We start from the raw sequence: 24,805 nt of genomic DNA, 5'->3' as shown, positions 1-24,805 counted from the left end.
CACAACCGGTGCCCGCGCTCGGTGCATCCGGAGGCCACCGGGTGGGGCGGCTGCTGAAGGGTGTCAGCCGAAGACGCTCAGAGCGCACTCACCACGTTGGGGCGCAAGCACTTTCATCAACTCGACGAGGTCCTCACGGGAACAGAGGCTGAGCTTCCGGTAGACATTTCCCAGATGTGTGTCGACGGTGCGTTTGCTGAGGAAGAGTGTCTTGGCGGCGTCGCGATTGCTCATCCCCTTCACGACGAGATCCACGACGCGCAGCTCAGCGGGGGAGAGCATGTCGAGGGTCGGGGCGCTCACGGGCTGTTCGTCGTCGGTGAAGACTTCTGCCGCCCGGGCACCGAGGACCGTGCTTCGCCGGGCGGCAGCGGCGGGCTCGATCGCCGCCCACTCGCGCCAGGCGGCGACCAGGTCTGTCTCGACGTGCTGGCCGAAGTCCGCCTGGCCCTTCGCGCGGAAGATCGATGCGAGGTGGGGCCGCCAGTTCACGAGCGACGGGTTGACAACCCCGCACTTGGTCAGGGCCCGACCGCACTCGAAAAGCTGGCGCACGGCCTGGTCGGGGCGCCCTGCCAGCAGGTCGCAGCGGGCGGCGAGGTAGGTGCGATAGAGGGCCAGTCCCGGATGCGGGTTGGCGATGGGGTCGGGCAAGGCGGTCACGGGCCGCCGGGCCTCCACGGCGGCGTGGATCGCGGACAGGCGCGCGAACGCCTCCAAATTTGATGCGCCGAACGCGGCGAACAGCTCGGCACCTGCCTGCGCCTGTTGCTCGGCCTGGTCGAAATGACCGAGCCGGATCAGGGCTTGTGCTCCGACCAGGTGGCCCATTGCGCAATCGGCGAGTTCACTTTCGGAGGCGGTGAACGCGGCGACCGACGCCCACCGGTGGGCCGCCTCGTAGTCGGCAAGACCGAACCATGCCAGAGCTAACCGACTGGCGAGGGGCGCGCTGACGCTGAGAATCCCCTGCCCGCTGATTGCCTGATCCAAATTCTTGACATCGGGTTCTGCCGCGTAACCGTAAAGCGCCCGGTTGGCGAGCCGGGTCGCTTGACGCAACTCGCCAGCACCACTGATGCCAAACACCTCGCGCGCCACGGTGTGCGCTTCGAGGCGCAGCCAGTCGCATAAATCCAGGTCGGCGACCAACGGGGCCACCGCCGGTTCGTCGAGCCAGGCCACGTGGTTGGCGAACGCGTTCCAGTCGATGCCGGCCCAACACCGCATGGCTGCGGACTTGGCCCACGCCAACTCGGCCGGGTCGGCGGACCGGGTGAGCATGGTCGTGGCTACCGCGGCCGCAGTGTCCGGATCGCCCTCCGCCCACGCCTCCGCATAGGCAGCCTCGGCCAGGGGCAGCATCCCGGTCAGGGAATCACCGACGGTCGCTCGGAGCCGGAAGAGTTGGCCCTTGCCCGCGGTGGCCGAGAGCAAGCTGTGCGCATGTCCCGCGGCGACGCGGCGTACGTCCATCGGCGCGCGTCGGGCAAGCACGGAATGCACGACCCCAGCCGACTCCCGCGTATTCGGCTGCAACCCGCACTCGGTCAGCAGAACTTCGAGCCGGGCTGCTGTTGCGCCGGGGAGCCCGAGTTGTTCGGCAGCCGCCCGGGCGCTGTGGACAGGACGCACCAGCGCACTGAGCAGCGCGAGAGTCAGGGCGTCGGGGCCTTGGTCGGCGACGAGGCGCAGGGTGCCCGACTCGAGCGCCGACGCGTGCGCCCGGGACAGGGCGTTGGCGTCTACGCTTTCCTCGCCGGCCAAGGCCCGCCTTAGGGCGCGCAGGAGCAGGGAGGAGCCTGCGCACGCGTCAACGGCCACGTCGAGCAGCCCGGGCGCAGCCCAGGGCAGGCCGGCGGCCAGGTCGGCGCGCAGCTCCTCCTCGCGCAGCGGCCGGACATCGATCCAGGTCGTGGTGGACGGAACATTGAGCAGTGGAGCGACGCCGGCTTGGTCGAGTGCCGGATGGAAGCCGATCAGGACGTGGACACCGCGCAGGCGAGCCGCGTGGCTCCACACGATCAATGAGTTGGCCGAGGCCATGGTCAGGCTGTGGAAGCTGTCCACCACTAGCACGGAACCTGGCGGGAGTTCGCCGCTGAGTTCGTCGAGGACGTCGGCCAAGCTCGGGCCCGCAGTCGTGCCTTGCTCACCCGTCCCGTCGGCACGCGTCCACTGCGCCATCGCGCCCTGCGCGCCGTCGCTGCGGCCTGGCAGCACATGCACCCAGCCGCTGGTCACCCCGGCGGCCGTCGTGGCGCGACGCAGGATGCCGGTCACACCACATCCCACCGGACCGTTGAGAACGGCGAGCACTGGTTCTGCGCCCGGCGGGCCATCGAAAAGGGCGGCAACCCGATCGGCATACGCTTGTTCGGCGGCGACATCCGCTGGCTCGGGCGCTATGGGTGCCGGCGGGGCGGATGGGCGAGGTCCTGGTGTGCGACTTCCCGTCGCCAATGGTCGTCTCGTGGTCGTCTGTGTCATGGTGGCAACCCCCTGCCAAGCCGTGGGCGCGGACCCACAGCAGTCGAGTGCTCGTCGGTAGTGTCGGCATCGGTTCCGCACTCGGACCGTAACAACGGCGCGAAACCCGGGGAACCAAGAGAGTTCCAAGATTGGGTAAAGACTTCTGCCGCGGGAATGTGCGGACGGGCCTGGTGTGTTGGCATTCAAAACACCCGAGTGAAAGCTGGAATCTCATGGCGACCCGCACTCTGACCGCCGCGGATCTTGAGAGCACGGTCATGTCCACTGACATCATCCTGGTCGACTTCTGGGCAGCCTGGTGCGGCCCGTGCCGCCAGTTCGCGCCGGTCTTCGAGAAGGCGTCCGAGGAGCACCCGGAGCTCGTCTTCGGAAAGGTCGACACCGAGGCGGAGCAGCTCTTGGCCGCGCAGTTGCAGATCACCTCGATCCCGACGCTGATGGCCTTCCGTGAGGGCATCCTCGTCTTCAACCAGCCGGGCGCGCTGCCGGCAGCGGGCCTGAAGCAGGTCATCGAGGCCGTGAAGGGACTCGATATGGAGCAAGTCCGCAGCCAGCTGGTCAGCGCGCCCAAGGACTGATCGCCGCACCGGCCGCCTTTTGGCGCTGGCCCTCGCGCCGCGCCGCCAACCTTTCCCCGACGATGTGCGTCACAGTGACAAGGACACGCATCGCCTCGAAGGGGAGAAGGGCATGGACGCGACCACGGCACGGCAGTTCGTGTAACGCTGGGCAGGACCCGGGGTGCGGCGCGCCAAGCGTGAGTGGCAGTGGCGGCGTTGCGGCGCCGACCTCGACCTCCACGTCGCGACTCCCGACGATTTCCCGTATGCCGTGATGCAGCATTCGACGCCGATGTTGCGTCGGTTGCAGGGACTGCCGATGCAGGTGCAGCACAACAAGATCACCAACCTTCGCCTCGCGGTCTCTCTCCATTGGACGGCCGCGTGCTGCTCCCCGGGCAGCGACTGGGCTTCTGGAAGTTCGTCGGCAATCCGAACGCCAAGCGCGGCTTCCTCGAGGGCGTGGTCCTCGACGAAGGCACCCTTCGGCCGGGCGTGGGTGGCGGTCTGTGCCAACTGACCAACCTCATCTACTGGATGACGCTGCATACGCCCCTGACGGTGGTGCAGCGCTGGCGGCACACCTATGACGTCTTCCCCGATAACGCGCGGACGCAGCCGTTCGCTTCGGGCGCGACGTGCGCCTATCCAGCGCTCGACCTCCAGATCGAGAACCGGACCGATGCGGCATACCGGCTCTCGCTGTCGGTGGGTCAGACGCACCTCGTGGGTGCCTGGTCGAGCGATCGGGCGCCGGCGCAGGCCTATCGGATCTATGAGGCCATGCACGTCATCACCAATGATGCTCCAGCGATCTATATGCGCAGCAACATTATTCGTCGTAAGGTCCTGAACCTTGAGGGCGTCGAGATCGGCGACGAACTCGTGACCGAGAATCACGCGCAGATGATGTAGGAGCCGTTCTGCCCGCGGCTCCGGTGCGCGTCGGCATCGAGGCCTGACCGGGCCTACGCTCGGCCATGCGCAGCATCCGCTCCTGGACGATCGCCGCCCGGTCCGCCTGTGCCGCACTGGCGGGGGCCGCACCAACGGCAGCTGCTCCGCCCGCGCTCGGGAACGGCAGTTCGATGCAACCCGATATTCTGGCGACCGGTCGATTCGTCGTCTTCGCCTCGACGGCGACGAGCCTCGCGCCGAACGACACCGGGAAGTATCCGGACATCTTCATCCGGGATCGGGTCGCGGGCACCACCCGTCTTGATCTCCAAGGGGGTCGCAGGCGCCGAGGCCGATGGGGCCAGTTCGTGGCCGGTGGTGTCCGATGACGGCCGGCATGTTGCCTTCAGGTCCGATGCGACCAACCTCGTGCCGGGAGATGGCACCCGGATGCCCGGGGTCTTCCGCGCGGACCTGACAACTGGCGCCATCATCCGGGTCTCGGTCTCGACATCCGGCCAGGCCAACGATTGAGTGGTGCGAAGACCTCGACATGTCGGCCGACGGCAGGTATGTCGTCTTCGCGACCGCCGCGGGCAATCTCGTGCCCGGTGACACGAACCGCGCAGGCGACGTCTTCCTCCGGGATGTTCCGGGGGGCCGGACAACGAGAGTCTCGCTGACGCCGGCGGGGAGCCAGCAAGCCGCCCGCTCCATGCAGCCCTCGATCAGCCCGGATGGTCGCCTTCTATTCGATGGACGGCTCGAGCAGCATCAACCAGTGGTCCCGGGCCACGAACGCGGTCTCGATCGTGCACCGTGACACCGACGTCGAGGGGTATTACGACGTCAGCGGCCGCCCACGCGCGAGTAACGCCGGTGTCAGCTTCTCGCGCCAGTGGTACAAGGACGCGGCGGATATAACCGGGTGGGCGGTGTCCGTGCGCAATCCCGCGGGGACCTTCCGGGTCGCCGATGACAGCAGAGACGGCGTGCTCAGCCTGGTCAGCTATGACATCGACCGCACCGGGCGACGCGCCGTGGTCAGCGTGAGCGATGGCCGGGAGGGATTTATCCACATCGTCGACCGGTCCATGGACCCCCCGAGCTCGGCCGCAGCGTTGGCCACCCTGTATGAACCGAACCGCCAACCCGCGCTGGCCGGCACGGCGCCTGTTGTTGCCGATGCCGACAACCCGTCGCGCCAGGTGATGGTGTGGAACTGGCAGACCGGAACAGTGACACCGGTCAGCGTGCGCTGACCGGGATCTGCTGTGGGCTGTCGCTCGCGTGAGGCGTCGACTGCCAGTTACTCACGGTAGGGGAGTCAAAGTGCGCGGTATAGCGCCCGCTGTGCCTCCCCTACCGAGAGTGGACCGATCCACGCCTCGTCGGGCGCCGATTCAGCCATTGTCACCGGGTCGTCAGCGGTTTTAGCGTTTTGGCATGGCGGCTTGCGAGGCGTTGCCGACAGCGCGGCAGCCGCACGCACATGGAGTATGGGCTGCCTCACTCGATCTATCCCCTGAACGGCCAGTCGATATCGGGCGACGGCCGGCTCGTTGTTGGGGTGGCGCACGTTCCCGACACCCCTCCAACCACGACGACCACGTCCGGCTCTGAGACATCGAGACGGACGAGTTGACGACGGTGAGCCGGACCTCGGTCGTCGGACCGGCGGCGATTTCCGGTGTCCGCCATCCTCCCGTAGACTGGAGCGTCGGTCACGTGTGCGCGCGCACCCTGCCTTGCACACTGGGCCGATTTCGTATGACCGGTCCCACCCCTAGAGGGGTCGGTCGCCAACATGGATTGACGGAGGATATGGCCAAGAAGGACGGTGTCATCGAGGTCGAGGGCACGATCGTCGAAGCTCTCCCGAACGCAATGTTCCGGGTGGAGTTGACCAACGGTCACAAGGTTCTCGCCCACATCTCGGGCAAGATGCGCCAGCACTACATCCGGATCCTCCCCGAGGACCGGGTCGTCGTGGAGCTCAGCCCCTATGACCTGACCCGCGGGCGCATCGTTTTCCGTTACCGCTAGCAAGACCCCGCGGGCCGACCGGTCCGCGGGCCAGCCGATCGAGACGACCGGAAAAGACTGATGAAGGTTCAGCCGAGCGTCAAGAAGATCTGCGACAAGTGCAAGGTGATCCGCCGTCACGGGCGGGTCATGGTGATCTGCGACAACCTGCGCCACAAGCAGCGCCAGGGCTGATCCCCGACCGAGCACCTGCTCACAGGGTCCTCGACCAGACGCAAGACAACTCAATGATGAACGCAGCACCCGACCCCTGGAGAGCCAGGACGTCACCCGCGGCCCGGAGGCCGCGGACGGGAGCGCACCGGCATACGACAATCCGCCGCCGTTGACCGACGCCCCGACTGGCGCTGCACCCGAAACCTCCGGACGAACAGAAAAGGAATGCCACCACATGGCACGTCTTGTTGGAGTCGACCTCCCGCGCGACAAGCGCGTCGAGGTCGCCCTGACCTACATCTTCGGTGTGGGTCGGACGACGTCCCAGCAGGCGCTGGCGGCGACGGGTGTCGACCCGTCCACCCGCGTCAAGGACCTCGTCGACGACCAGCTCGTCGCCCTTCGTGACTACCTCGAAGGCAATGTCAAGATCGAGGGTGACCTGCGACGCGAGATCGCCGCGGACATCCGCCGCAAGGTCGAGATCGGCTCGTATGAGGGCCTGCGCCACCGCAAGGGCCTGCCGGTCCACGGTCAGCGCACCAAGACCAACGCCCGCACGCGCAAGGGTCCCAAGCGCACCGTCGCCGGTAAGAAGAAGGCTGGTAAGTAATGCCTCCCAAGGCTCGCGCGACGTCGAAGGTCCGTCGCAAGGTCAAGAAGAACGTCGCCGTGGGTCAGGCCCACATCAAGAGCACGTTCAACAACACCATCATCTCGATCACCGACCCCTCGGGCGCCGTGATCTCGTGGGCCTCTGCCGGCCAGGTCGGCTTCAAGGGCTCCCGCAAGTCCACCCCGTATGCCGCGCAGATGGCCGCCGAGGCCTGCGCTCGGCGTGCGATGGAGCACGGCATGCGCAAGGTCGACGTCTTCGTCAAGGGCCCCGGCTCGGGTCGTGAGACCGCCATCCGTTCCCTCACCGCTGCAGGCCTGGAGGTCGGCGCCATCTCGGACGTCAGCCCCAGCCCGCACAACGGTGTCCGCCCGCCCAAGCGCCGCCGCGTCTGAGCCCGCTTCCCGAAACGGAGAGTAGTTAGTCATGGCTCGGTACACCGGCCCCATCACCAAGAAGTCCCGTCGCTACAAGCTCGACCTCGTCGGCGGCGACAAGAACTTCGAGATCCGTCCCTTCCCCCCGGGTCAGCACGGCCGTCGCCGGATCCAGGAGAAGGAATACCTCACCCAGCTCCAGGAAAAGCAGCGCGCCCGCTTCACCTATGGCGTCATGGAGAAGCAGTTCCGCCGCTACTACGAGGAAGCAGCCAACCGCCCCGGCAAGACCGGTAGCAACCTGCTGACCATCCTCGAGTCGCGCCTGGACAATGTCATCTACCGCGCCGGCCTGGCCCGGACCCGTCGGCACGCCCGTCAGCTCGTCACGCACGGCCACTTCGAGGTCAACGGCCACCGCGTCGACGTCCCGTCCTACCGCGTCGAGCAGTTTGACATCATCACGATCCGCAAGCAGTCGATCGAGTCCTTCCCGTTCCAGCTGGCGCGGGAGACCTTCGGCGAGCGCCCGGTCCCGGCCTGGATGCAGGTCGTCCCCGGCACGCTGCAGATCCTGATCCACCAGCTGCCCGTCCGCGAGCAGATCGACACCCAGCTCACCGAGCAGCTGATCGTCGAGCTCTACAGCAAGAACTGATCCAAAACCCTTGTGCCGCAGTGCCGCTCGCGGCAGTGCGGCACAAGGGTTCGGTACGTCGCAGACAGAGGTGACGTGCCTGGCCGCGGGAGACCGCGGCATACGTCGGCATCAAATAGCGGGTGCCGTCGGGAAAGAAGAAAACAGTGCTGATCGCACAGCGTCCCGTCCTGACCGAGGAGGTCGTCGCCGACAACCGGAGCCGGTTCGTCATCGAGCCACTCGAGCCCGGATTCGGCTACACCCTCGGCAACTCCCTGCGCCGCACGCTCCTGTCGAGCATCCCCGGAGCCTCGGTCACCAGCATCCGCATCGACGGCGTGCTGCACGAGTTCTCCACCGTCCCCGGGGTCAAGGAGGATGTCACCGAGATCATCCTCAACATCAAGGGCCTGGTCGTCTCCTCCGAAGAGGACGAGCCGGTCGTGATGTACCTGCGCAAGCAGGGCGCCGGCGCCGTCACGGCTGCCGACATCGCCCCGCCGGCCGGCGTCGAGATCCACAACCCCGACCTGCACATCGCGACCCTGAATGACAAGGGCAAGCTCGAGATGGAGCTGATCGTCGAGCGCGGCCGCGGCTACGTCTCGGCGCAGCAGAACAAGGCCGGCGACCAGGAGATCGGCCGCATCCCGGTCGACTCGATCTACAGCCCGGTCCTCGCCGTGACCTACAAGGTCGAGGCCACCCGTGTCGAGCAGCGCACCGACTTCGACAAGCTGATCGTCGACGTCGAGACCAAGAACTCGATGGCCCCGAGCGACGCCATGGCCTCCGCCGGCAAGACTCTGGTCGAGCTGTTCGGCCTGGCCCGCGAGCTCAACGTCGAGGCCGAGGGCATCGACATGGGCCCCTCGCCGACCGATGCCGCCCTGGCCGCCGACCTGGCGCTGCCGATCGAGGACCTCGACCTGACCGTTCGCTCCTACAACTGCCTCAAGCGTGAGGGCATCCACACCGTGGGTGAGCTCGTCGGGCGCAGCGAGGCGGACCTGCTCGACATCCGCAACTTCGGCACCAAGTCGATCGACGAGGTCAAGGCGAAGCTGCACTCGATGGGCCTTGGCCTCAAGGACAGCCCGCCCGGATTCGACCCGTCGTCCCTCGACGCCGGCTACGACGCCTTCGACGAGGACGACGATCTGTCCTTCGCCGAAGACGAGCAGCTCTGAGACACCCCACGAAGTTCTACGCTCGTTCCGCCCACGCAGACCGTGGGACCCAGCTGCGCTACTTCGCGGGGACCCCGACGATCTCTAGACCTCTTGCATTAGGAGAAATGACATGCCTGCCCCCACGAAGGGTCCCCGCCTCGGAGGCGGTCCCGCTCACGAGCGGCTGATTCTCGCCAACCTCGTCACGGCGCTCTTCGAGCACGACTCGATCACGACCACCGAGGCCAAGGCCAAGCGCATGCGCCCGCTCGCCGAGCGCATGGTGACTTTCGCCAAGCGCGGTGACCTGCACGCCCGCCGCCGCGTCATCGCGACGCTCAAGGACAAGGGCGTCGTCCACCGCCTCTTCGTCGAGATCGCGCCCGATATGGCCGAGCGTCCGGGTGGCTACACCCGCATCACCAAGATCGCCGCGCGCAAGGGCGACAACGCCCCCATGGCCGTGATCGAGCTCGTGCGTGAGCCCGTCTCGGCCAAGCCGAAGAAGGCCGTCGTCGCCGAAGCCGAGGGCGCCACCAAGCGCTCCGCCAAGGACAAGGCCAAGGCGGACAAGGCGGCAGCCCCCGTCGCGGAGGCCCCGGTGGCCGACGCTCCCGTCGCCGAAATCGAGGACGCCGCCGGCGCCGCCGCGGATGACGCCGCCGTGCTCGCCTCGGCCAGCGCCGACGACGTGCGCTCGGCCAGTGCTGCCGATGTCCAGGACGCCGCGACCGCGGATGTTCAGGTCGCCCCGGTCGCTGACGAGATCGCCGCCGTCGAGGGCACCGAGACCGACGTCGCGGCCGCTGGTGCCTCTGCGGAGGCCGCGGACCTGACCTCCTCCGAGCCGGTTGCTGCCACCAAGGCCGCCGGGTTGAGCGGTGCTGCCGACGCCCCGGCTGTCGACGCCGCCGCTCCGGCTGCGGCCGACGTTGCCGCCGACGCCGCCGCTCCGGCTGCGGCCGAGTTGCCGGCCGGCGCTGCCGCCCCGAACGCAGACGGCTCTGCCCCGGCGGGCTACACCGTCAAAGGCAACGCCGACAGCGGCCTCTACCACGAGCCGGATGGCCAGTGGTACGACGCCACCGAGGCGGAGTTCTGGTTCAAGTCGGCTGCCGACGCCGAGGCCGCGGGCTTCCGCAAGGCTGGCTCGCGCAAGGCGGCCGCTGAGCCGGTCGCCTTCGTCGAGGCGGAGTATGGCAAGGGTTCGGCCGAGCCGGCCGCCGATGGCTCCGCTCCGGCCGGCCACGACGTCAAGGGCAACAAGGACTCCATGCTCTTCCACGTCCCCGGCTCGCGGTGGTACGACGCCACTGAGGCCGAGGTCTGGTTCGACTCTGCCGAGTCCGCCGAGAAGGCCGGCTTCAAGCCGGCCGGTGGCGCTGCGAAGCAGCAGGTCGACGAGGCCTGAGCCACGCCGGCATACGTCGACGGCCCCGCGGGAGTGCTCCCGCGGGGCCGTTTTCTGTCCTGGCGCGACCCGCATGCGCGCGGCGTCGGGTCAGTCCTCGGATACGGTCCCGCCCGAGCGCCAGTAGTGGCCGTCCCGGCGCCCCATGAACTCCTGCTCGACCAGGTAACGGCGCAGCGCGGCGTGGTCGTCGTGCCGGCGCTTGAGGATCGCATTGACGTCGGCCTCGGGATAGGTACGCCCGATCTCGAAATCCTGGGCCACGAAGTCGAGGACGACGAGACGCTTGATCAGCTTGGTCGGGATGCTTGAGAGGCGGCCGTCGGCGCCGACGAAGGCCCGCAGCACGACGTCGCGGTGCTTGAGAGCATCGGCCAAAAGGGGTCGGTCCATGACTCCATCCTCATCCGGACTCGCTGCGCGCGCAGGTGGTTTTCGAGTGTCTGCTGTCGGTGGCGGACATTAGGCTGCCGAGGTGCCTCGCCTGCGGATCGACCTCGCGTATGACGGCACCGCCTTCTCCGGGTGGGCCGCCCAGCCCGGGCAACGCACGGTGGAGGGGGAACTCGCCGCAGCCTTGACCACCATCCTGCGGGTGTCCGAACCGGTGCGGCTGGTTGTCGCCGGCCGCACCGATGCCGGGGTGCACGCGCGCGGGCAGGTCGCGCATGCCGACATCTCCGACGGCCCGTATGCCGCGCTTCCTGGCCGCAGTGACCGCTCACCCGAGCGGGCGGCGGTGGATCGGCTCAATGCCGTGCTGCCGCCGGATGTCGTCGTGCACCGGGTAGCTGTCGCTGCCGACGGCTTCGACGCGCGCTTCTCGGCGACGGCGCGGCGTTATGCCTACCGAGTCTGCGACGACCAGGCCACGCTCGACCCACTGCGCCGGCACGACACCGTCGTCGCGGCCGACCGCCTGGATGCGGCCGCCATGGATGCGGCCGCCCGAACACTCTTGGGGCTGAACGATTTCGCGGCCTTCTGCAAGCGGCGCGAGGGGGCGAGCACGATCCGGACGCTGCTGGCATACTCCTGGGAACGCGACGCAGACCAGACGCTGGTCGCCACCGTCGAGGCAGACGCTTTCTGCCACTCGATGGTCCGCGCATTGGTCGGCGCGGTCGTCCCGGTGGGGCTCGGGCGTGTGGACGTGAGCTTCCCTGCACAGGTGCTGCGCGCCGGCATACGGGATCCGCGGGTGAAGGTGATGCCGGCGCACGGCCTCAGCCTCGAGGAGGTGCGGTATCCGCCGGACGCGGAACTCGGGGCACGGGCGGAGCAAGCGCGGGCGCGCCGCGGTGAGGTCGCACACAACCGCCCGGCGCGTGAGGGCGGCCATTGTGCGCAACCTCTCCCGGGAAGCGGTCCGGGCCTACCACCGCCCTCGATAGGCTGGAAATGATCGGCGACGGCGCCCGACCGCCAGTCCGGTGCGCCGCTTCCAGCCCCTACCCAAGGAGCGCACGTATGTCCGGCACCACCGAGGCGATGTCCCTCGCCGCCGATTTCCCGCCCCAGACGCATCAGGCGTGGCAGGACCTCGTCGCCGGTGTGGTCAACAAGTCCAGGGGCGAGGACGCGAAGCTCTCGCCCACCGAGGCTGAGGAAAGCCTGCGGAGCAAGGTGCCGGGTGGGGTCGTGATCAATCCCCTCTATCTCGCGCCCGACGACTCCCCTGCCCTCGGTATGCCTGGGCAGATGCCCTTCACGCGCGGCCGCGAGTTGCGCCCGGTCGGCATGCCGTGGGACGTGCGCCAGCTGCATGACGACCCGGACGTGGCGCTCACCCGCGCGGCGATCCTCGACGATCTCGAACACGGCGTCACCTCGGTCTGGGTCCATATCGGTGCCGACGGGTTGGCCGCCGGTGACCTCGCGGAGGCGCTCGCCGACGTCCGTTTGGATCTCGCTCCTGTCGTGGTGTCCTCGGTGACCGACCAAGCCGAAGCAGCGGATTCACTCCTCGTGGTGCTCAGTGGTGCCAACGGCGCCGGCGGCAACCTCGGACTCGACCCGATCAGCGCCGCTGCGCGCACGGGTGCGGCCGCCGACCTCGGCGGGCTCGCGGGCTATGTCGCGAAGGCCGCGAGGGTGGACAGCGTCCGAGCGATCACCGTCGACTCGCGCGTCTACCGCGACGCCGGTGCGAGCGCCGTCGACGAGATCGCGTATGCCGTGGCCACCGGCGTCGCCTATCTGCGGCGGCTCGAGACGGACGGCGTCGGAGCTGCGGATGCGTTCAGGCACATCGAGTTTCGTGTCTCGGCCACCGCCGATCAGTTCCTCACGACGGCTGCGTTGCGGGCTCTGCGCCGGGTGTGGGCGCGCGTGGGCGAGCTGTGTGGGGTGCCCGGGCCCGACCGCGGCGCGCGCACGCATGCGGTCACCGCGCTGCGGATGTTCACCCGCGACGATCCGTGGGTCAACGTCCTGCGCTCGACGCTCGCGACCTTCGGGGCGTCGGTCGGGGGGGCGAACGCCATCACGGTCCTGCCCTATGACACCGTCGCCGGGCTGCCCGAGAAGTTCTCGCGCCGCCTAGCCCGCAACACCCAGATCGTCCTCGCCGACGAGGCCAATGTCGGGCGGGTCACCGACCCCGCCGGCGGCTCCTGGTATGTCGAGGCGCTGACCGACGAACTCGCCGCCGCCGCCTGGACGGCCTTCCAGGAGATTGAGGCCGCGGGCGGTATGCCGCGGGCCATCGCCGAGGGCATCGTCGCTGCCCGCATCGCCGCGACCCGCGACGAGGAGGCGGCGCGCATCGCCAACCGGCGCGAGCCGTTGACCGGTGTCAGCATGTTCCCGCTCACGGGGGAGACTGCCCTGACACGTCGCACCCGGGTCTCGGCGCCCGCTGGTGGCCTTGCGCCGCACCGGGATTCGCAGGTGTGGGAGGTCTTGCGCGACCGGGCTTCGGCGTATGCCGCCCAGCACGGCTCCCCGCCCGCGGTCACTGTCGTCGCGCTGGGCAGCCGTCGCGACTTCGGGGCACGGGAGATGTTCGTGACCAATCTGCTCGCGGCTGGCGGAATCGTCGCGACCACCGTCGAAGGCGCGGGAACCGCGGTGGGGGAGGCACGGCATACGGGACCGGTGGTGTTGGCGAGTTCGCCCAAGGGGTATGCCGCCGGCGCGGCCGACGCGGTCGCCGCCCTTCGCGCGGCCGGCACCGAGACGATCTATGTCGCCGGCCGCGCGCGGCGGGAGTTGGGGGAGACAGACGTGGACGGCGAGATCTACGACGGCATGGATGTCGTCGCGTTCTTGAGCGGACTCCTCGACAGACTCGGCGCCCCGGCGGAGGGAGCCGAGCGATGAGCACGATTCCCGATTTCACGACGTCTGCGCTGATCGGCGGCGACGCCGCGTCGGACGCCGTTTCCGGTGACCTGCCTCCCGCGTGGACGACACCGGAGGGCATCGACGTCAAGGCTGTCTATACGTCCGACGACCTCGACGGCCTCGACTTCCTCCAGACGGTGCCGGGAGCGCCGCCCTTCCTGCGCGGGCCCTATCCGACGATGTATGTCAACCAACCGTGGACGATCCGGCAGTATGCCGGATTCTCCACCGCCGAGGAGTCCAACGCCTTTTATCGGCGCAATCTCGCTGCGGGACAAAAGGGTTTGTCGGTCGCCTTCGACCTGGCGACGCACCGGGGCTACGACTCCGACCACCCGCGGGTGCAGGGTGACGTCGGCATGGCCGGTGTGGCGATCGACTCGATCTATGACATGCGCACGCTCTTCAGTGGCATCCCGCTGGATCAGATGTCGGTGTCGATGACGATGAATGGCGCGGTGATCCCGATCCTCGCGCTCTATGTTGTCGCCGCGGAGGAGCAGGGCGTCGCGCCGGATCAGTTGGCCGGGACCATCCAGAACGACATCCTCAAGGAGTTCATGGTCCGCAACACCTACATCTATCCGCCGACGCCGAGCATGCGGATCGTCTCGGACATCTTTGCCTACACCAGCGCGAAGATGCCGCGCTTCAACTCGATCTCGATCTCTGGCTATCACATGCAGGAGGCCGGGGCGACGCAGGATCTCGAGCTCGCCTACACCCTCGCCGACGGTGTCGAATACATCCGGGCCGGCAAGGCGGTCGGTCTCGATGTCGACAGGTTCGCGCCGCGGCTGAGCTTCTTCTGGGCGATCGGGATGAACTTCTTCATGGAGGTCGCCAAGCTGCGGGCAGCGCGGCTGCTCTGGGCACGGCTGGTCAAGGAGCAGGGCGCGCAGAACCCGAAGTCGCTGTCCTTGCGCACGCACAGCCAGACCTCGGGCTGGTCGCTGACTGCGCAGGACGTCTTCAACAACGTCGTCCGGACGTGCATCGAGGCGATGGCTGCGACCCAGGGCCACACCCAGTCGCTGCACACCAATGCCCTCGACGAAGCTATCGCTCTCCCAACGGACTTCAGTGCCCGCATCGCCCGCAACACCCAGCTGGTCATCCAGCAGGAGTCGGGCACCTGCCGGACCATCGACCCGTGGGCGGGATCGGCATACGTCGAGAAGTTGACGCACGACCTCGCGGCGCGCGCGTGGGAGCACATCGAGGAGGTCGAGGCCGCCGGCGGGATGGCAAAGGCGATCGAGGCCGGCATCCCCAAGATGCGCATCGAGGAGGCAGCCGCGCGCACCCAGGCGCGGATCGACTCCGGGCAGCAGCCGGTCATCGGCGTCAACACCTATGTGGTCGAGGACGACGAGGAGATCGACGTCCTCAAGGTCGACAACGCCGCCGTGCGCGCGCAACAGATCGCCAAGCTCGAGCGACTGCGCGCCGAGCGCGACGAGGACGTATGCCGTGCCGCTCTCGCGAAACTCACTGCCGCAGCACGAGACTCGGACGGGACTCTGGAGACCAATCTCTTGGCATGCGCGATCGAGGCCGCCCGAGCGATGGCCACGGTCGGTGAGATGTCCAGCGCGATGGAGGAGGTCTTCGGCCGCTACACGGCCCAGGTCCGTACCATCGGTGGCGTGTATTCCGCGGAGGTCGGCGACGACGAGGGTGTCAAGACCGCGCAGCAGTTGGTCGAGGAGTTCGAGGAGGCCGAGGGTCGGCGCCCGCGGATCCTCGTCGCCAAGATGGGGCAGGACGGTCACGATCGCGGGCAGAAGGTCATCTCGACCGCCTTCGCCGACCTCGGCTTCGACGTCGACGTGGGCCCCCTCTTCCAAACTCCCGCCGAGGTCGCGCGCCAGGCCGTCGAGGCTGACGTCCACATCGTCGGGGTGTCCTCCCTCGCGGCCGGGCACCTGACCCTGGTGCCGGCGCTGCGGGCGGAGTTGGACGCCCTGGGGCGTCAGGACCTGATGATCGTCGTCGGTGGCGTGATCCCGAGCCAGGACTTCGCGCAACTGCGCGAATCGGGCGCGGATGCGATCTATCCGCCCGGGACGGTCATCTCTCGTGCGGCCGTCGACCTGATCAAAGACCTCCGGGCGCGCCTGGATGCCTGAGCTATCCTTACTTTAGGCGAAGAGTAAGGAGTGGTCATGGATGTCGCGGCCAAGGTCACCTCGAAGGGGCAGATTACGCTGCCCAAGTCGGTGCGAGACGCGCTGGGTGTGGAGGCCGGAGACGACATCGTGTTCCGAGTTGAGGAAGGTCGCGCCGTGCTGGCTCGGATCCCTGATTTCCTGGATCTCGAAGGATCCATCGCCGTTCCTGCAGCACGGCGCAATGTCGATTGGGACGATGTCAGGCGGTTGACGAGGGAGCAACGCTCACGTGATCGACGATGACCAAGGCATTCGTTGACACCGATGTCTTGGTCCGACATCTGACGCGCGATCCGGCGCCGATGGCTGCCCGGGCAACCGCCTTCCTCCGAGCCGCGGCTCCGGGGAGCCTGCTGCTCACGGATCTGGTTGTGGCAGAGACAATCTACGTGCTCGAGTCGTTCTATCAGGCACCCAGGGAGCGCGTTGCCACGGCGGTTCGGTCGATGGTCAGGTTCTCGGCTGTGTCGTGTCTGGACGTGGACCTGATCCTCAGGGCGGTGGAGGTCTACGAAGTGCTGCCGTTGGACTTCGCCGAGGCCTATCTGGTCGCGTGTGCCGAGTCCTCAGGGGTTGGACACGTTGCGTCCTTCGATCGGGCCATCGATCGGGTCGGCACGGTAACCCGCGTGGAACCTCCTCTCCAGCCGCGGGAGCAGGGCAAACCATGAGGCCGGCGATTGATGTGGGGGCGCTGGTCGCGGGCGTCCGCGACGGTTCGCGTGCGCAGGTGGCGCGGGCGATCACGCTGGTCGAATCGTCGCGCCCGGATCACCGCGCCCAGGCGAGCGAACTGATCGCGGCGATCACGCCGCATACGGGCGCCTCGGTGCGGGTCGGGATCACCGGTGTGCCCGGGGCGGGCAAGTCGACCTTCATCGACGCGATGGGGGTGCGGCTGATCGAGCGCGGCTCGCGCGTCGGCGTCGTCGCCGTGGACCCCTCGTCGCGCCGGACCGGCGGTTCGATCCTCGGGGATCGGACCCGGATGGCGGAGTTGACCGCGCGCGAGGAGGCCTTCGTGCGGCCGAGCCCGAGCGGGAAACATCTCGGCGGCGTCGCGCGGGCGACGCGCGAGTCGATGCTCATCCTCGAGGCCGCCGGGTATGACGTGCTCATCGTCGAGACGGTCGGCGTCGGGCAGAACGAGATCGCCGTCTCGGAGATGGTCGACACCTTCCTGCTGCTGACGCTCGCCGGGGCGGGGGATCAACTGCAGGGGATCAAGCGCGGCATCCTCGAGCTCGCCGATGTCATCGCCGTCAACAAGGCCGACGGCGACGGGGAGGGGCGGGCGCGCGTGGCCGCGCGGGATCTGAGTGCGGCGATGCGATTGATGTTGCCGGGCAAGGATGTCCGCCGCCCGCCGGTGCTCACCTGCTCGGCGCAGACCGGTTCTGGGTTGGACGACGTCTGGCAGGCCGTCCTCGACCATCGCGCGCATCTGGAGGCCGAGGGCTCGCTCGCGGCACGCCGTGCGCAGCAGCAGCAAGATTGGATGTGGGCAATGGTGGACGCGCACCTGGAGGACGCTGTCCGCGCCCACCCGGCGGTGCGTGGACAGCGGGCCGATCTGGAGGCCGACGTCCGCGCCGGGCGGGTCAGCGCCGTCGACGCCGCCGACCGCATCCTGCAGGCATTCCTCCCCTGACCGCACCACTTCCTCCGTCGAGAGGCCGGTTCAGCCCCGTCGAGAGGCCGGTTCAGCCCCGTCGAGAGGCCGGTTCAGCCCCGTCGAGAGGCCGGTCCGGGACCAGGTCCTGCGAACGCAGAGGGAGACCATTGCCTCAGCCATCCATCGCGTGTGACTGCTCGCTATTCGCGCCTCTGTGGGCGGCGTCCACGAAGGCGTGGAGGAGCGGGTGCACGCGACCGTGTTTGATGGCCCCTATCTGAGGTTGAAAGAGGCTCAGCACGAAGAACGGGTGGGTTTTCAACCGCAGCACTTCGGCCGGTGCATCGGGTGCGCTCGACTCGACCTGCCAGTCGTTCTCGGTCAGGTCGGTGACGGTCTTCTGAGTCGGGCCGTAGCCGCAGTAGTGCATCCCGACGAACGCTTCGCCGGCGACCAGGTCTGCGAACCACGTCCCAGGCGTCGGCGTCACCAGGCGCTCCTGGCCTACGAGCGAACAGGCAAGTGGGGCAACGGCATTCGAGTCGTCAACCCCGTCGATCTCGGCGTGCGTCCCCGGGCTGCCCAGGACGTTACGGGCGAACTCGAGCACGGCATACTGCAGGCCGCCGCAGGTGCCGAGCAGCGGCATCGCGCGCTCGCGCGCGCACCGGATGACCTCCAGAACGGCGGCGTCATCGGCGTACGGGCTGCCGGGCGCGATCCACAGACCGTCGTATGCCGTGGCTCCCGCCACGATCTCCGCGGCCCCCGGTCCGTCGCTCGCCACCCACGACGTCTCGACGTCGTCGCCGAGCAGGCCCCGTGCGGCCTCGATCTCGCGATGGGAGGGGTAGGCGGGGGTGAGGTCGCCGGCGATGCCGATGCGGACGGTCATACGGGCGATTGTGCCGGGTCAGCCGGCGAGGTCGCGCGGGTCCACCGGGCGCAGGCCGGGCACATCGACGAACCGGGTGTCCGTGGTCACGATGTGATCGAATCCGGCCAGCAGGGCGGTGGCGGCGATGAAGGCGTCGCGCCCGCGGGCCCCAGCCTCCTCGATCAACTCCAGCCCTCGATCCAAGACCGCATCGTCCATCGGGTGCACGACGCAGAGCTCCCTGATCGCGTGGACCTGATTGACCGCGAGGTTCCGGGAGCCGGAACGGAGGCGGTGGAAGATGACCTCTTGGACGCATTCCGCCCCCGTGTGGAGGCGCAACTGCCCGACCGATGCGTCGCGAAGCAGGGTTTGGGCGGCGGCCTTGGCAGGGGCCGCCTTGCCCAGGGCGTAGAGGAATACGGGGGTGTCGAGGAACAGATTCGGGCGCTGGTTCACGCGAGGTCGAGCCGGCGGTCCAACTCGGCCTCCTGGATGGCCAGCATCTCTTCCCACGTCTCGCCCGGCTCGGAATCCGAGTCCGCCGATGCCAGCAGGAACCGGGCCGCAGCCGCGCGACGGGCCTGGTCGCGGTCCTCATCGAAGTGCAGGTCGATCGCGGAGCGGACGATATCGGCAACAGACCGGCCGGTGCGCGTGGCCTCCGCGGTGAGCTGGTCGTAGCGCGCTTGGTCGATCAGGACGTGCAGGCGTCGCTCCAGGGGGCTCATTCAGCAACTCTACACATGCACATGTGGTTGCGCAGGTCAGTTCGGTGGGAACGGGTCAGGGGTGTGGTGGGCGCGTAGCAGGAGTTGGAGGGCGAGTCGGACATCGCTGTCGTCGAGGTCGACGTCGAGCAGGGCCGCAATCCGGTCCATCCGGTAGCGCACCGTGTTGACGTGAACGCCGAGCTCGGCAGCGGCGCGCCGCGGCGCGCCTGGGTGGTCGAGCCAGGCCCGGAGCGTATGCCGATCCCGCTCCTGGTCCGCCGGGTCGGTAGCGAGGGCGGCAAGGGGCCCGATCGGCCGGTCACCACCGACGGCCCGCGTCGCGCGGGCGATGGTGAGCGCGGGCCACACCTCATCCGCCTGGCGGACCGTCGAATCTCCGTGCGGGGCATAGAGTTCGGCGACCTCAAGCGCCTCGCGCCGAGCGCGCGGCAGGTCAGCCGCCACCTCGCTCGGCGTCGCGGCACAGGCGGTGACCAGGCAGCCGGCCGAGGCGACATCCTCGACGGCCGCCCGCAGCCACGCCCACGTGCCCGCGCGCCCGACGGTGGATGGCGCGATGCCGTCGCGAGCGAGCGGATCGTGGCCTTCCCGTCCCCTCGCGATGGGAGCGGCGTCGGTGACGATGGCGAAAACGCCATCCGCCACATCCACCAGTGCCGGCTGCGGCCAGCCCCGCCGGCGCAGGGTCGCCACCCATAGATCGAGCAGCGGCAGCTCACGGGCACTCTCGGAAAGCGGCCGGCCGGCCGGGTCCGGCGTCCCGGCCAGCACCACCACCCGCCATGGACCGGTCGGCAGCCAGGTCGCCGCGTCCGCGGCCGGCTCCACCAGCGACTGCCGGAGCCGGTCGAGCCAGACCAGCCGGGTCAGGTCGGTCTGCGCGCGCTGGGTCAGCAACTGCAAGGCCACGGCCGCGGCCATCGTGCGCAGCTCCTCGATCACAGGCGCAGCGGGTGGGGCGTCCACGGCGCACCAGATCGAGCCGAGCCACTCACCCCCCGCGCGCACCGGCACCACGAATCGCGCCCCGAGGTCCGGAGTGACGCCGGCAGCGAGGAAGAACGGCTCGTCACTGCGGGCCATCCGGCGAAAGACACCCCCGGCGCGCAAGGTGGACACGACGGCGGCGGGGACACGGCGGCCGACGATGGTCGACACGCGGGCCGGATCGGCCCGGTGCTGGCGCGAGGAATACGCCAGCACCCGGTGGCGGGCGTCCTCGATGGTCACCGCCGCCTCGACTAGGCCGGCCGCCGCATCGGCGAGGGCGAACAGGTCGTCGGCGACGGTTCGTGGGGCGCCGGTCGCGGCCCGGTTCAGGGCCTCGCGCAGCACCTGGATGACGTGCGCCCAGCTCGCGTTCTCGGCCAGGGCCACCAAGGCCACGCCGCGCCGGTGCGCCGCGGCGACCACCTCGGGATCGGCGGCCGGCCGAGTCCGGACCACGAGTCCGGGCGCACCGCGGTCCCCGAGGCGCTCCACGGCGGCCAGCGCGCGTTTCGGGGTGTCGAGGCAGACCCCGAGGACCAGATCGCCCGGCCCGCCGATGTGCTCGCGCGGTGACTCCATGACAACGAGGTCGTCGATCGGTGCGCCAGTGCCCGGGCCGACGACGACCATCTGCCCGCGCAGGGTGAGGGTCACGTCCGCCAGCGCGATCATCATGGCAGCCTAGTGCTTTCGTCACAAAAGCAACCCAATGACTTGGACGCAAGGAACAAGAGATCTGGCGCGAGGGCGCGGGACCATGGACGCGGCATACCCCTCGTTCGCGAAAGGCCCCCACATGCCCGCCTCGTCCCCTCGCCCGCAGAAGATCGCCATCGTCGGCGCCGGCATGGTCGGCCTCTCGACCGCCTGGTTCCTCCAAGAGCACGGGATGGACGTCACCGTCTTCGACCGTCAGGATGTCGCGTCGGGCTCGTCGTGGGGCAACGCCGGCTGGCTGACCCCGGGCATCGCGACCCCGTTGCCCGAGCCGGCGGTGCTCAAGTACGGCGTGCGCGCCGTCCTCAATCCCAGCTCGCCGGTCTACGTCCCGCCGAGCGCCGACAAGTTCTTCCTCAAGTTCGTCGCCGGCTTCACCAAGCGCTCGACGATGCCGGCGTGGAAGAAGGCGATGGGCTCGCTGGTCCCCATCAACGACCGCGCGCTCGCCGCCTTCGACGCCCTCGGGGCAGGTGGCGTCGACGCCGAGACGTATGAGGCGAAGTCGTTCATCGCGGCCTACCGCACCGAAGCCGAGCGCGAGACCCTCCTGGAAGAGATGACGCACATCAAGGAGGCCGGCCAGGACATCCGCTTCGACGTGCTCACCGGGGAGCAGGCCCGCGCGATCGAGCCCGCCTTGTCCCACGAGATCGGCGCCGCGCTGCTCCTGCACGACCAGCGCTATGTCAACCCCGGCGTCTATGTCAACGCCCTCGCCGACTCGGTCCGCGCCCGCGGTGCCCGTCTGGAGATCGCGACCCCCGTGCGCTGGATCGACCAGGACCCGGCCGGTATGTCGGTGACCACCGAACGCGGCGAGACCGAGCAGTTCGATGCGGTCGTCATCGCGACGGGGGCCTGGCTCGGGCTGCTCGCCCGCGACTTCGGCGTCAAGAAGGTCGTCCAGGCCGGCCGCGGCTACAGCTTCTCGGTCGCCATGGACCGGGTGCCCAATGGCCCGGTCTACTTCCCCGCCGCCCGCGTGGCCTGCACTCCGGTCGGCGACCGGCTGCGCGTCGCCGGGATGATGGAGTTCCGCAGGCCCGAGGCGCCGCTCGACCGGCGGCGGGTCAAGGCGATCGTCGAGGCCGCCCGCCCGCTGCTCGCCGGCGCGGACCTGGACAACCGCAAGGACGAATGGGTCGGCTCGCGCCCGTGCACCTCCGACGGCCTGCCGCTGATTGGCGTCACCGCCAATCCGCGCGTGTATGTTGCGGGCGGACACGGCATGTGGGGCATCACCCTCGGCCCGGTCACCGGCCAACTTCTTGCCCAGCAGATCGCGACCGGCCTGGTGCCGCAGGAACTCCTGCCCTTCTCGCCCACCCGATGACGCGCAGCCGCCCCACAGCGCGCGTCGACGGGGCTGAACCGGCCACTCGAGGGGGCTGGACCGGCCACTCGACGGGGCTGGACCGGCCACTCGACGGGGCTGAACCGGCCACTCGACGGGGCTGGAGGCGAGGAAAAGCGTTGAGGGGAGTGGGCGGCATACGGGATGATCGTGACCCGTGGGTCATGTCGATATCGCGGGAGTCGCATTCACGCTGCCGGACGGGCGGCCGCTGCTGCGCGAAGTGAACCTGCGGGTCGGGGAGGGCAGCCGGACCGCGCTCATCGGGCCGAACGGCACCGGCAAGACCACGCTGATCCGGCTGATCGCGGGCGACCTGCCCGGTCAGGACGGGACCATCGTCCGCTCCGGTGGGCTGGGGATCATGCGCCAATTCATCGGGCAGGTCCGCGACGACAAGACCGTTCGCGACCTGCTGCTCATGGCCGCCGCCGAGCCGGTGCGCCGGGCCGCGGCCGAGATCGACCGGGCCGAGCTGGCGATGATGGAGCGCGACGAGGAGGCCGACCAGATGGCCTACGCCCAGGCGCTCATCGACTGGGGCGATGTCGGCGGCTACGAGCTCGAGACGCTCTGGGACGAGTGCACCATGGCCGCGCTCGGCGTGCCGGTCGAGAAGGCGCAGTGGCGCAAGGTCACCACCCTCTCCGGCGGAGAGCAGAAGCGGCTCGTCCTCGAAGCGCTGCTTCGCGGACCGGAGGAGGTGCTCATCCTCGACGAGCCGGACAACTATCTCGACGTGCCCGGCAAACGCTGGCTGGAGGAGGCGCTGGTCGCCTCGCCCAAGACGGTGCTCTTCATCAGCCATGACCGCGAGTTGTTGTCGCGGGCCGCCACCCGGATCGCCACCCTGGAACCCAATCCGGCGGGCGCCACGATCTGGGTGCACCCGGGATCCTTCACGACCTACGAGCAGGCTCGCCGCGAGCGCAACGAACGGCTCGAGGAGTTGCTGCGCCGCTGGGAGGAGGAGCGGCAGAAGCTGAAGGACCTCGTGCAGATGTATAAGGTCAAGGCGGCCTACAACGACGGTCTCGCCTCGCGCTATCAAGCCGCCCAGACCCGGTTGCGCAAGTTCGAGGAAGCCGGGCCGCCCGAGCGAGTTCCGTTGCGGCAGAACGTTCGTATGCGGCTGACCGGCGGGCGAACGGCCAAGCGCGCCGTGGTGGCCGAGCGCCTGGAACTGCAGATCGGCGCCGCTGACGGCGGCACGGCGACCCAGTTGATGCGACCCTTCGACGCCGAGTTGTGGTTCGGCGAGCGCATCGCCGTGCTCGGCTCGAATGGCTCCGGCAAATCGCACTTCTTGCGTCTGCTCGCCGCCGGCGGGAGTGATCCGGACATCGAGCACCGGCCGGTCGGGGACTTCGCGCCGACGCCCGTGGCGCACAGCGGGGTCGCGAGGCTGGGGTCGCGGGTCCGGCCGGGCTGGTTCGCCCAGACCCACGACCACACGAGCCTGCACGGCCGCTCGCTGATCGAGATCCTCCATCGCGGCGACGACCATCGCGCCGGCAAGGCACGTGAGGAGGCAGCCAAGGCCCTCGATCGCTACGGCTTGGCAATGGCGGGCGAGCGGACCTTCGAGATGCTCTCGGGCGGTCAGCAGGCGCGCTTCCAGATCCTCCTGCTGGAGTTGTCCGGCGCCACCTTGTTGCTGCTCGACGAGCCGACGGACAATCTCGACCTGCACTCCGCGGAGGCCTTGGAGGAGGCGCTCGACGCCTTCGAGGGGACCGTGGTCGCGGTCACGCACGACCGGTGGTTCGCGCGGCAGTTCGACCGGTTCCTCGTCTTCGGCGCGGACGGCCGGGTCTACGAATCGCCCGAACCGGTGTGGGACGAGACCCGCGTGGTGCGCCCGCGCTGAGCCGGGTCCTCCGCGCGACGAGTATCGCCGCGATGGTTCCCGGCATTCGTGATCCTGGGAACCCGCCACTGTGCGCCCACCTGCGTGGTGCCACCCGACGACAGCAGAGCCAGTCGTCGAGTTCACGCTCAGTCCCCGCGTAGCACGTCGTGGCGCACGGTGCTACCAAGAGCGCGTGACGCAGCCTGTCGCCATCAACCAACGCGACCTGCGCTTGCGATCACGCGAGATCATGGACGCCGTCGAGCCTGGGGAGTCTTTCACCGTGACGCGTGAGGGCAGAGACATCCGTCAACTGGTTCCGTTGCCCCGACGTCGACGATTCGTCAGTCGCGCGGACTTCGCAGCGTCCTCTGCCGAGGCGGCCACGCCCGACCTACCAGTGCCGTGACCCTGGCCGAGTTGTGTGCCGGCGTGCACCTCGTGGTCGGTGACGACGTCGTGGCCCGACGCGAGCGCGCCGCCCGCATGGATGTGCTGCAGCGTGCCGAGCATGAATTCCACCCCTTGCCATTCGATGCCTCTGCTGCTCGGGCCTACGGTCGGATCTGCGCAGCGGTGGCCGGGATCGGCCGTCAACCGCGCCGGCGCGTCGCCGATCTTCAGATCGCGGCCGTCGCGTGCGCGAACGACCTTCCGCTGTTCACCACCAGCCCCGGTAATTTCGTGGGTGTTGACGAACTGGTCACCGTGGTCGGAATCACCCGGCCTGGGATCCCGCGGCGCCCGTCCTGACGTGGCCCGCGCGCCGGTCT

General features: G+C 68.9%; 27 protein-coding genes and 1 pseudogene. 22 read left to right on the top strand and 6 right to left on the bottom strand.

Features of this window, described 5'->3' with window-relative positions; translation table 11 throughout:
- Window positions 1-63: 63 nt before the first annotated feature.
- Window positions 64-2,283 carry a helix-turn-helix transcriptional regulator gene (locus ABD209_RS15270; protein ID WP_344067740.1) on the bottom strand — a complete coding sequence of 740 codons (2,220 nt, stop codon included), beginning with the start codon at window positions 2,281-2,283 and terminating at the stop codon, window positions 64-66.
- A gap of 422 nt (window positions 2,284-2,705) precedes the next feature.
- Between ABD209_RS15270 and trxA the strand changes: the two genes are divergently transcribed.
- The 12 genes and pseudogenes from trxA to ABD209_RS19975 all read left to right on the top strand — a co-directional run bounded on the left by trxA (window position 2,706) and on the right by ABD209_RS19975 (window position 10,368).
- Window positions 2,706-3,071, top strand: a complete 366-nt coding sequence (gene trxA / locus ABD209_RS15265) for a thioredoxin (RefSeq protein WP_344067738.1) — start codon at window positions 2,706-2,708, stop codon at window positions 3,069-3,071.
- 366 nt (window positions 3,072-3,437) lie between these two features.
- Complete coding sequence (locus ABD209_RS15260) at window positions 3,438-3,968, top strand: VanW family protein (protein WP_344067736.1); 531 nt, start codon at window positions 3,438-3,440, stop codon at window positions 3,966-3,968.
- A 303-nt stretch (window positions 3,969-4,271) separates the two neighbouring features.
- Window positions 4,272-4,484, top strand: a complete 213-nt coding sequence (locus ABD209_RS15255) for a hypothetical protein (RefSeq protein ID WP_344067734.1) — start codon at window positions 4,272-4,274, stop codon at window positions 4,482-4,484.
- A gap of 203 nt (window positions 4,485-4,687) precedes the next feature.
- Window positions 4,688-5,212 carry a hypothetical protein gene (locus tag ABD209_RS15250; RefSeq protein WP_344067732.1) on the top strand — a complete coding sequence of 175 codons (525 nt, stop codon included), beginning with the start codon at window positions 4,688-4,690 and terminating at the stop codon, window positions 5,210-5,212.
- A 562-nt stretch (window positions 5,213-5,774) separates the two neighbouring features.
- Window positions 5,775-5,996: a translation initiation factor IF-1 gene (gene infA, locus ABD209_RS15245; protein WP_048549119.1), complete on the top strand. Its 222-nt coding sequence runs from the start codon at window positions 5,775-5,777 to the stop codon at window positions 5,994-5,996.
- Window positions 5,997-6,056: 60 nt separating this feature from the next.
- Window positions 6,057-6,170 carry a 50S ribosomal protein L36 gene (rpmJ, locus tag ABD209_RS15240; RefSeq protein ID WP_022925314.1) on the top strand — a complete coding sequence of 38 codons (114 nt, stop codon included), beginning with the start codon at window positions 6,057-6,059 and terminating at the stop codon, window positions 6,168-6,170.
- A 217-nt stretch (window positions 6,171-6,387) separates the two neighbouring features.
- Complete coding sequence (rpsM, locus tag ABD209_RS15235) at window positions 6,388-6,765, top strand: 30S ribosomal protein S13 (RefSeq protein WP_344067727.1); 378 nt, start codon at window positions 6,388-6,390, stop codon at window positions 6,763-6,765.
- Window positions 6,765-7,163 carry a 30S ribosomal protein S11 gene (gene rpsK, locus ABD209_RS15230; RefSeq protein WP_344067725.1) on the top strand — a complete coding sequence of 133 codons (399 nt, stop codon included), beginning with the start codon at window positions 6,765-6,767 and terminating at the stop codon, window positions 7,161-7,163. Before rpsM ends, rpsK begins: the two co-directional genes overlap by 1 nt.
- Before the next feature lie 31 nt (window positions 7,164-7,194).
- The gene (gene rpsD / locus ABD209_RS15225) at window positions 7,195-7,803 is read left to right on the top strand and encodes a 30S ribosomal protein S4 (RefSeq protein WP_344067723.1); all 609 of its coding nucleotides are present in this window, start codon (window positions 7,195-7,197) and stop codon (window positions 7,801-7,803) included.
- Between the two features lie 146 nt (window positions 7,804-7,949).
- Window positions 7,950-8,975 carry a DNA-directed RNA polymerase subunit alpha gene (locus ABD209_RS15220; protein ID WP_344067721.1) on the top strand — a complete coding sequence of 342 codons (1,026 nt, stop codon included), beginning with the start codon at window positions 7,950-7,952 and terminating at the stop codon, window positions 8,973-8,975.
- Between the two features lie 112 nt (window positions 8,976-9,087).
- Window positions 9,088-9,511 (top strand): annotated as a pseudogene (gene rplQ / locus ABD209_RS15215) (50S ribosomal protein L17); the annotation flags it as partial.
- Between the two features lie 47 nt (window positions 9,512-9,558).
- Window positions 9,559-10,368, top strand: coding sequence for a sunset domain-containing protein (locus tag ABD209_RS19975; protein WP_486348463.1), 810 nt, complete (start codon window positions 9,559-9,561; stop codon window positions 10,366-10,368).
- Between the two features lie 90 nt (window positions 10,369-10,458).
- On the opposite strand, the gene ABD209_RS15210 is transcribed toward ABD209_RS19975, so the two are convergent.
- Window positions 10,459-10,761: a DUF2087 domain-containing protein gene (locus tag ABD209_RS15210; protein ID WP_344067719.1), complete on the bottom strand. Its 303-nt coding sequence runs from the start codon at window positions 10,759-10,761 to the stop codon at window positions 10,459-10,461.
- An 82-nt stretch (window positions 10,762-10,843) separates the two neighbouring features.
- Here ABD209_RS15210 and truA point away from each other — a divergent pair, with 82 nt between their 5' ends.
- The 6 genes from truA (at window position 10,844) to meaB (ending at window position 17,541) form a co-directional block, all read left to right on the top strand.
- The gene (gene truA / locus ABD209_RS15205; RefSeq protein WP_344067717.1) at window positions 10,844-11,773 is read left to right on the top strand and encodes a tRNA pseudouridine(38-40) synthase TruA; all 930 of its coding nucleotides are present in this window, start codon (window positions 10,844-10,846) and stop codon (window positions 11,771-11,773) included.
- 65 nt (window positions 11,774-11,838) lie between these two features.
- Window positions 11,839-13,692, top strand: coding sequence for a methylmalonyl-CoA mutase subunit beta (locus ABD209_RS15200; RefSeq protein WP_344067715.1), 1,854 nt, complete (start codon window positions 11,839-11,841; stop codon window positions 13,690-13,692).
- Window positions 13,689-15,848, top strand: a complete 2,160-nt coding sequence (gene scpA, locus ABD209_RS15195; RefSeq protein WP_344067713.1) for a methylmalonyl-CoA mutase — start codon at window positions 13,689-13,691, stop codon at window positions 15,846-15,848. The genes ABD209_RS15200 and scpA overlap by 4 nt, the downstream gene beginning before the upstream one ends.
- 36 nt (window positions 15,849-15,884) lie before the next feature.
- The gene (locus tag ABD209_RS15190) at window positions 15,885-16,133 is read left to right on the top strand and encodes an AbrB/MazE/SpoVT family DNA-binding domain-containing protein (protein ID WP_344067711.1); all 249 of its coding nucleotides are present in this window, start codon (window positions 15,885-15,887) and stop codon (window positions 16,131-16,133) included.
- Complete coding sequence (locus tag ABD209_RS15185; RefSeq protein ID WP_344067709.1) at window positions 16,130-16,561, top strand: type II toxin-antitoxin system VapC family toxin; 432 nt, start codon at window positions 16,130-16,132, stop codon at window positions 16,559-16,561. The genes ABD209_RS15190 and ABD209_RS15185 overlap by 4 nt, the downstream gene beginning before the upstream one ends.
- A complete protein-coding gene (gene meaB, locus ABD209_RS15180) occupies window positions 16,558-17,541 on the top strand; it encodes a methylmalonyl Co-A mutase-associated GTPase MeaB (protein WP_344067707.1) in 984 nt (327 codons plus the stop codon). The genes ABD209_RS15185 and meaB overlap by 4 nt, the downstream gene beginning before the upstream one ends.
- 136 nt (window positions 17,542-17,677) lie before the next feature.
- Here meaB and ABD209_RS15175 read toward each other — a convergent pair whose 3' ends face one another.
- From ABD209_RS15175 to ABD209_RS15160, 4 genes are read right to left on the bottom strand one after another with little or no spacing between them, the layout of a single operon-like run.
- Window positions 17,678-18,400 (bottom strand): glutamine amidotransferase-related protein, encoded by a 723-nt coding sequence (locus tag ABD209_RS15175; protein WP_344067705.1) that lies wholly within the window; start codon window positions 18,398-18,400, stop codon window positions 17,678-17,680.
- Window positions 18,401-18,418: 18 nt separating this feature from the next.
- Entirely contained in the window at window positions 18,419-18,841 is a 423-nt protein-coding gene (locus tag ABD209_RS15170; protein ID WP_344067703.1) for a type II toxin-antitoxin system VapC family toxin, read from the bottom strand.
- Window positions 18,838-19,113: a hypothetical protein gene (locus ABD209_RS15165; RefSeq protein ID WP_344067701.1), complete on the bottom strand. Its 276-nt coding sequence runs from the start codon at window positions 19,111-19,113 to the stop codon at window positions 18,838-18,840. Before ABD209_RS15165 ends, ABD209_RS15170 begins: the two co-directional genes overlap by 4 nt.
- A 36-nt stretch (window positions 19,114-19,149) precedes the next feature.
- Window positions 19,150-20,778 carry a helix-turn-helix domain-containing protein gene (locus tag ABD209_RS15160; RefSeq protein WP_344067699.1) on the bottom strand — a complete coding sequence of 543 codons (1,629 nt, stop codon included), beginning with the start codon at window positions 20,776-20,778 and terminating at the stop codon, window positions 19,150-19,152.
- 124 nt (window positions 20,779-20,902) lie between these two features.
- Between ABD209_RS15160 and ABD209_RS15155 the strand changes: the two genes are divergently transcribed.
- From ABD209_RS15155 to ABD209_RS15140, 4 genes are all read left to right on the top strand, one after another.
- Window positions 20,903-22,159, top strand: a complete 1,257-nt coding sequence (locus ABD209_RS15155) for an NAD(P)/FAD-dependent oxidoreductase (RefSeq protein ID WP_344067697.1) — start codon at window positions 20,903-20,905, stop codon at window positions 22,157-22,159.
- A 178-nt stretch (window positions 22,160-22,337) separates the two neighbouring features.
- A complete protein-coding gene (locus tag ABD209_RS15150) occupies window positions 22,338-24,050 on the top strand; it encodes an ABC-F family ATP-binding cassette domain-containing protein (RefSeq protein ID WP_344067695.1) in 1,713 nt (570 codons plus the stop codon).
- A 175-nt stretch (window positions 24,051-24,225) separates the two neighbouring features.
- Window positions 24,226-24,441 (top strand): type II toxin-antitoxin system Phd/YefM family antitoxin, encoded by a 216-nt coding sequence (locus tag ABD209_RS15145; protein WP_344067693.1) that lies wholly within the window; start codon window positions 24,226-24,228, stop codon window positions 24,439-24,441.
- The gene (locus ABD209_RS15140) at window positions 24,438-24,785 is read left to right on the top strand and encodes a PIN domain-containing protein (protein ID WP_344067691.1); all 348 of its coding nucleotides are present in this window, start codon (window positions 24,438-24,440) and stop codon (window positions 24,783-24,785) included. Before ABD209_RS15145 ends, ABD209_RS15140 begins: the two co-directional genes overlap by 4 nt.
- Window positions 24,786-24,805 lie beyond the last annotated feature (20 nt).

The sequence above is a fragment of the Nostocoides vanveenii genome, assembly GCF_039531165.1.
Lineage (GTDB): Bacteria > Actinomycetota > Actinomycetes > Actinomycetales > Dermatophilaceae > Nostocoides_A > Nostocoides_A vanveenii.
Note: the sequence above shows the minus strand (reverse complement) of the source record. Positions and strands in the feature narration are given on the sequence as shown.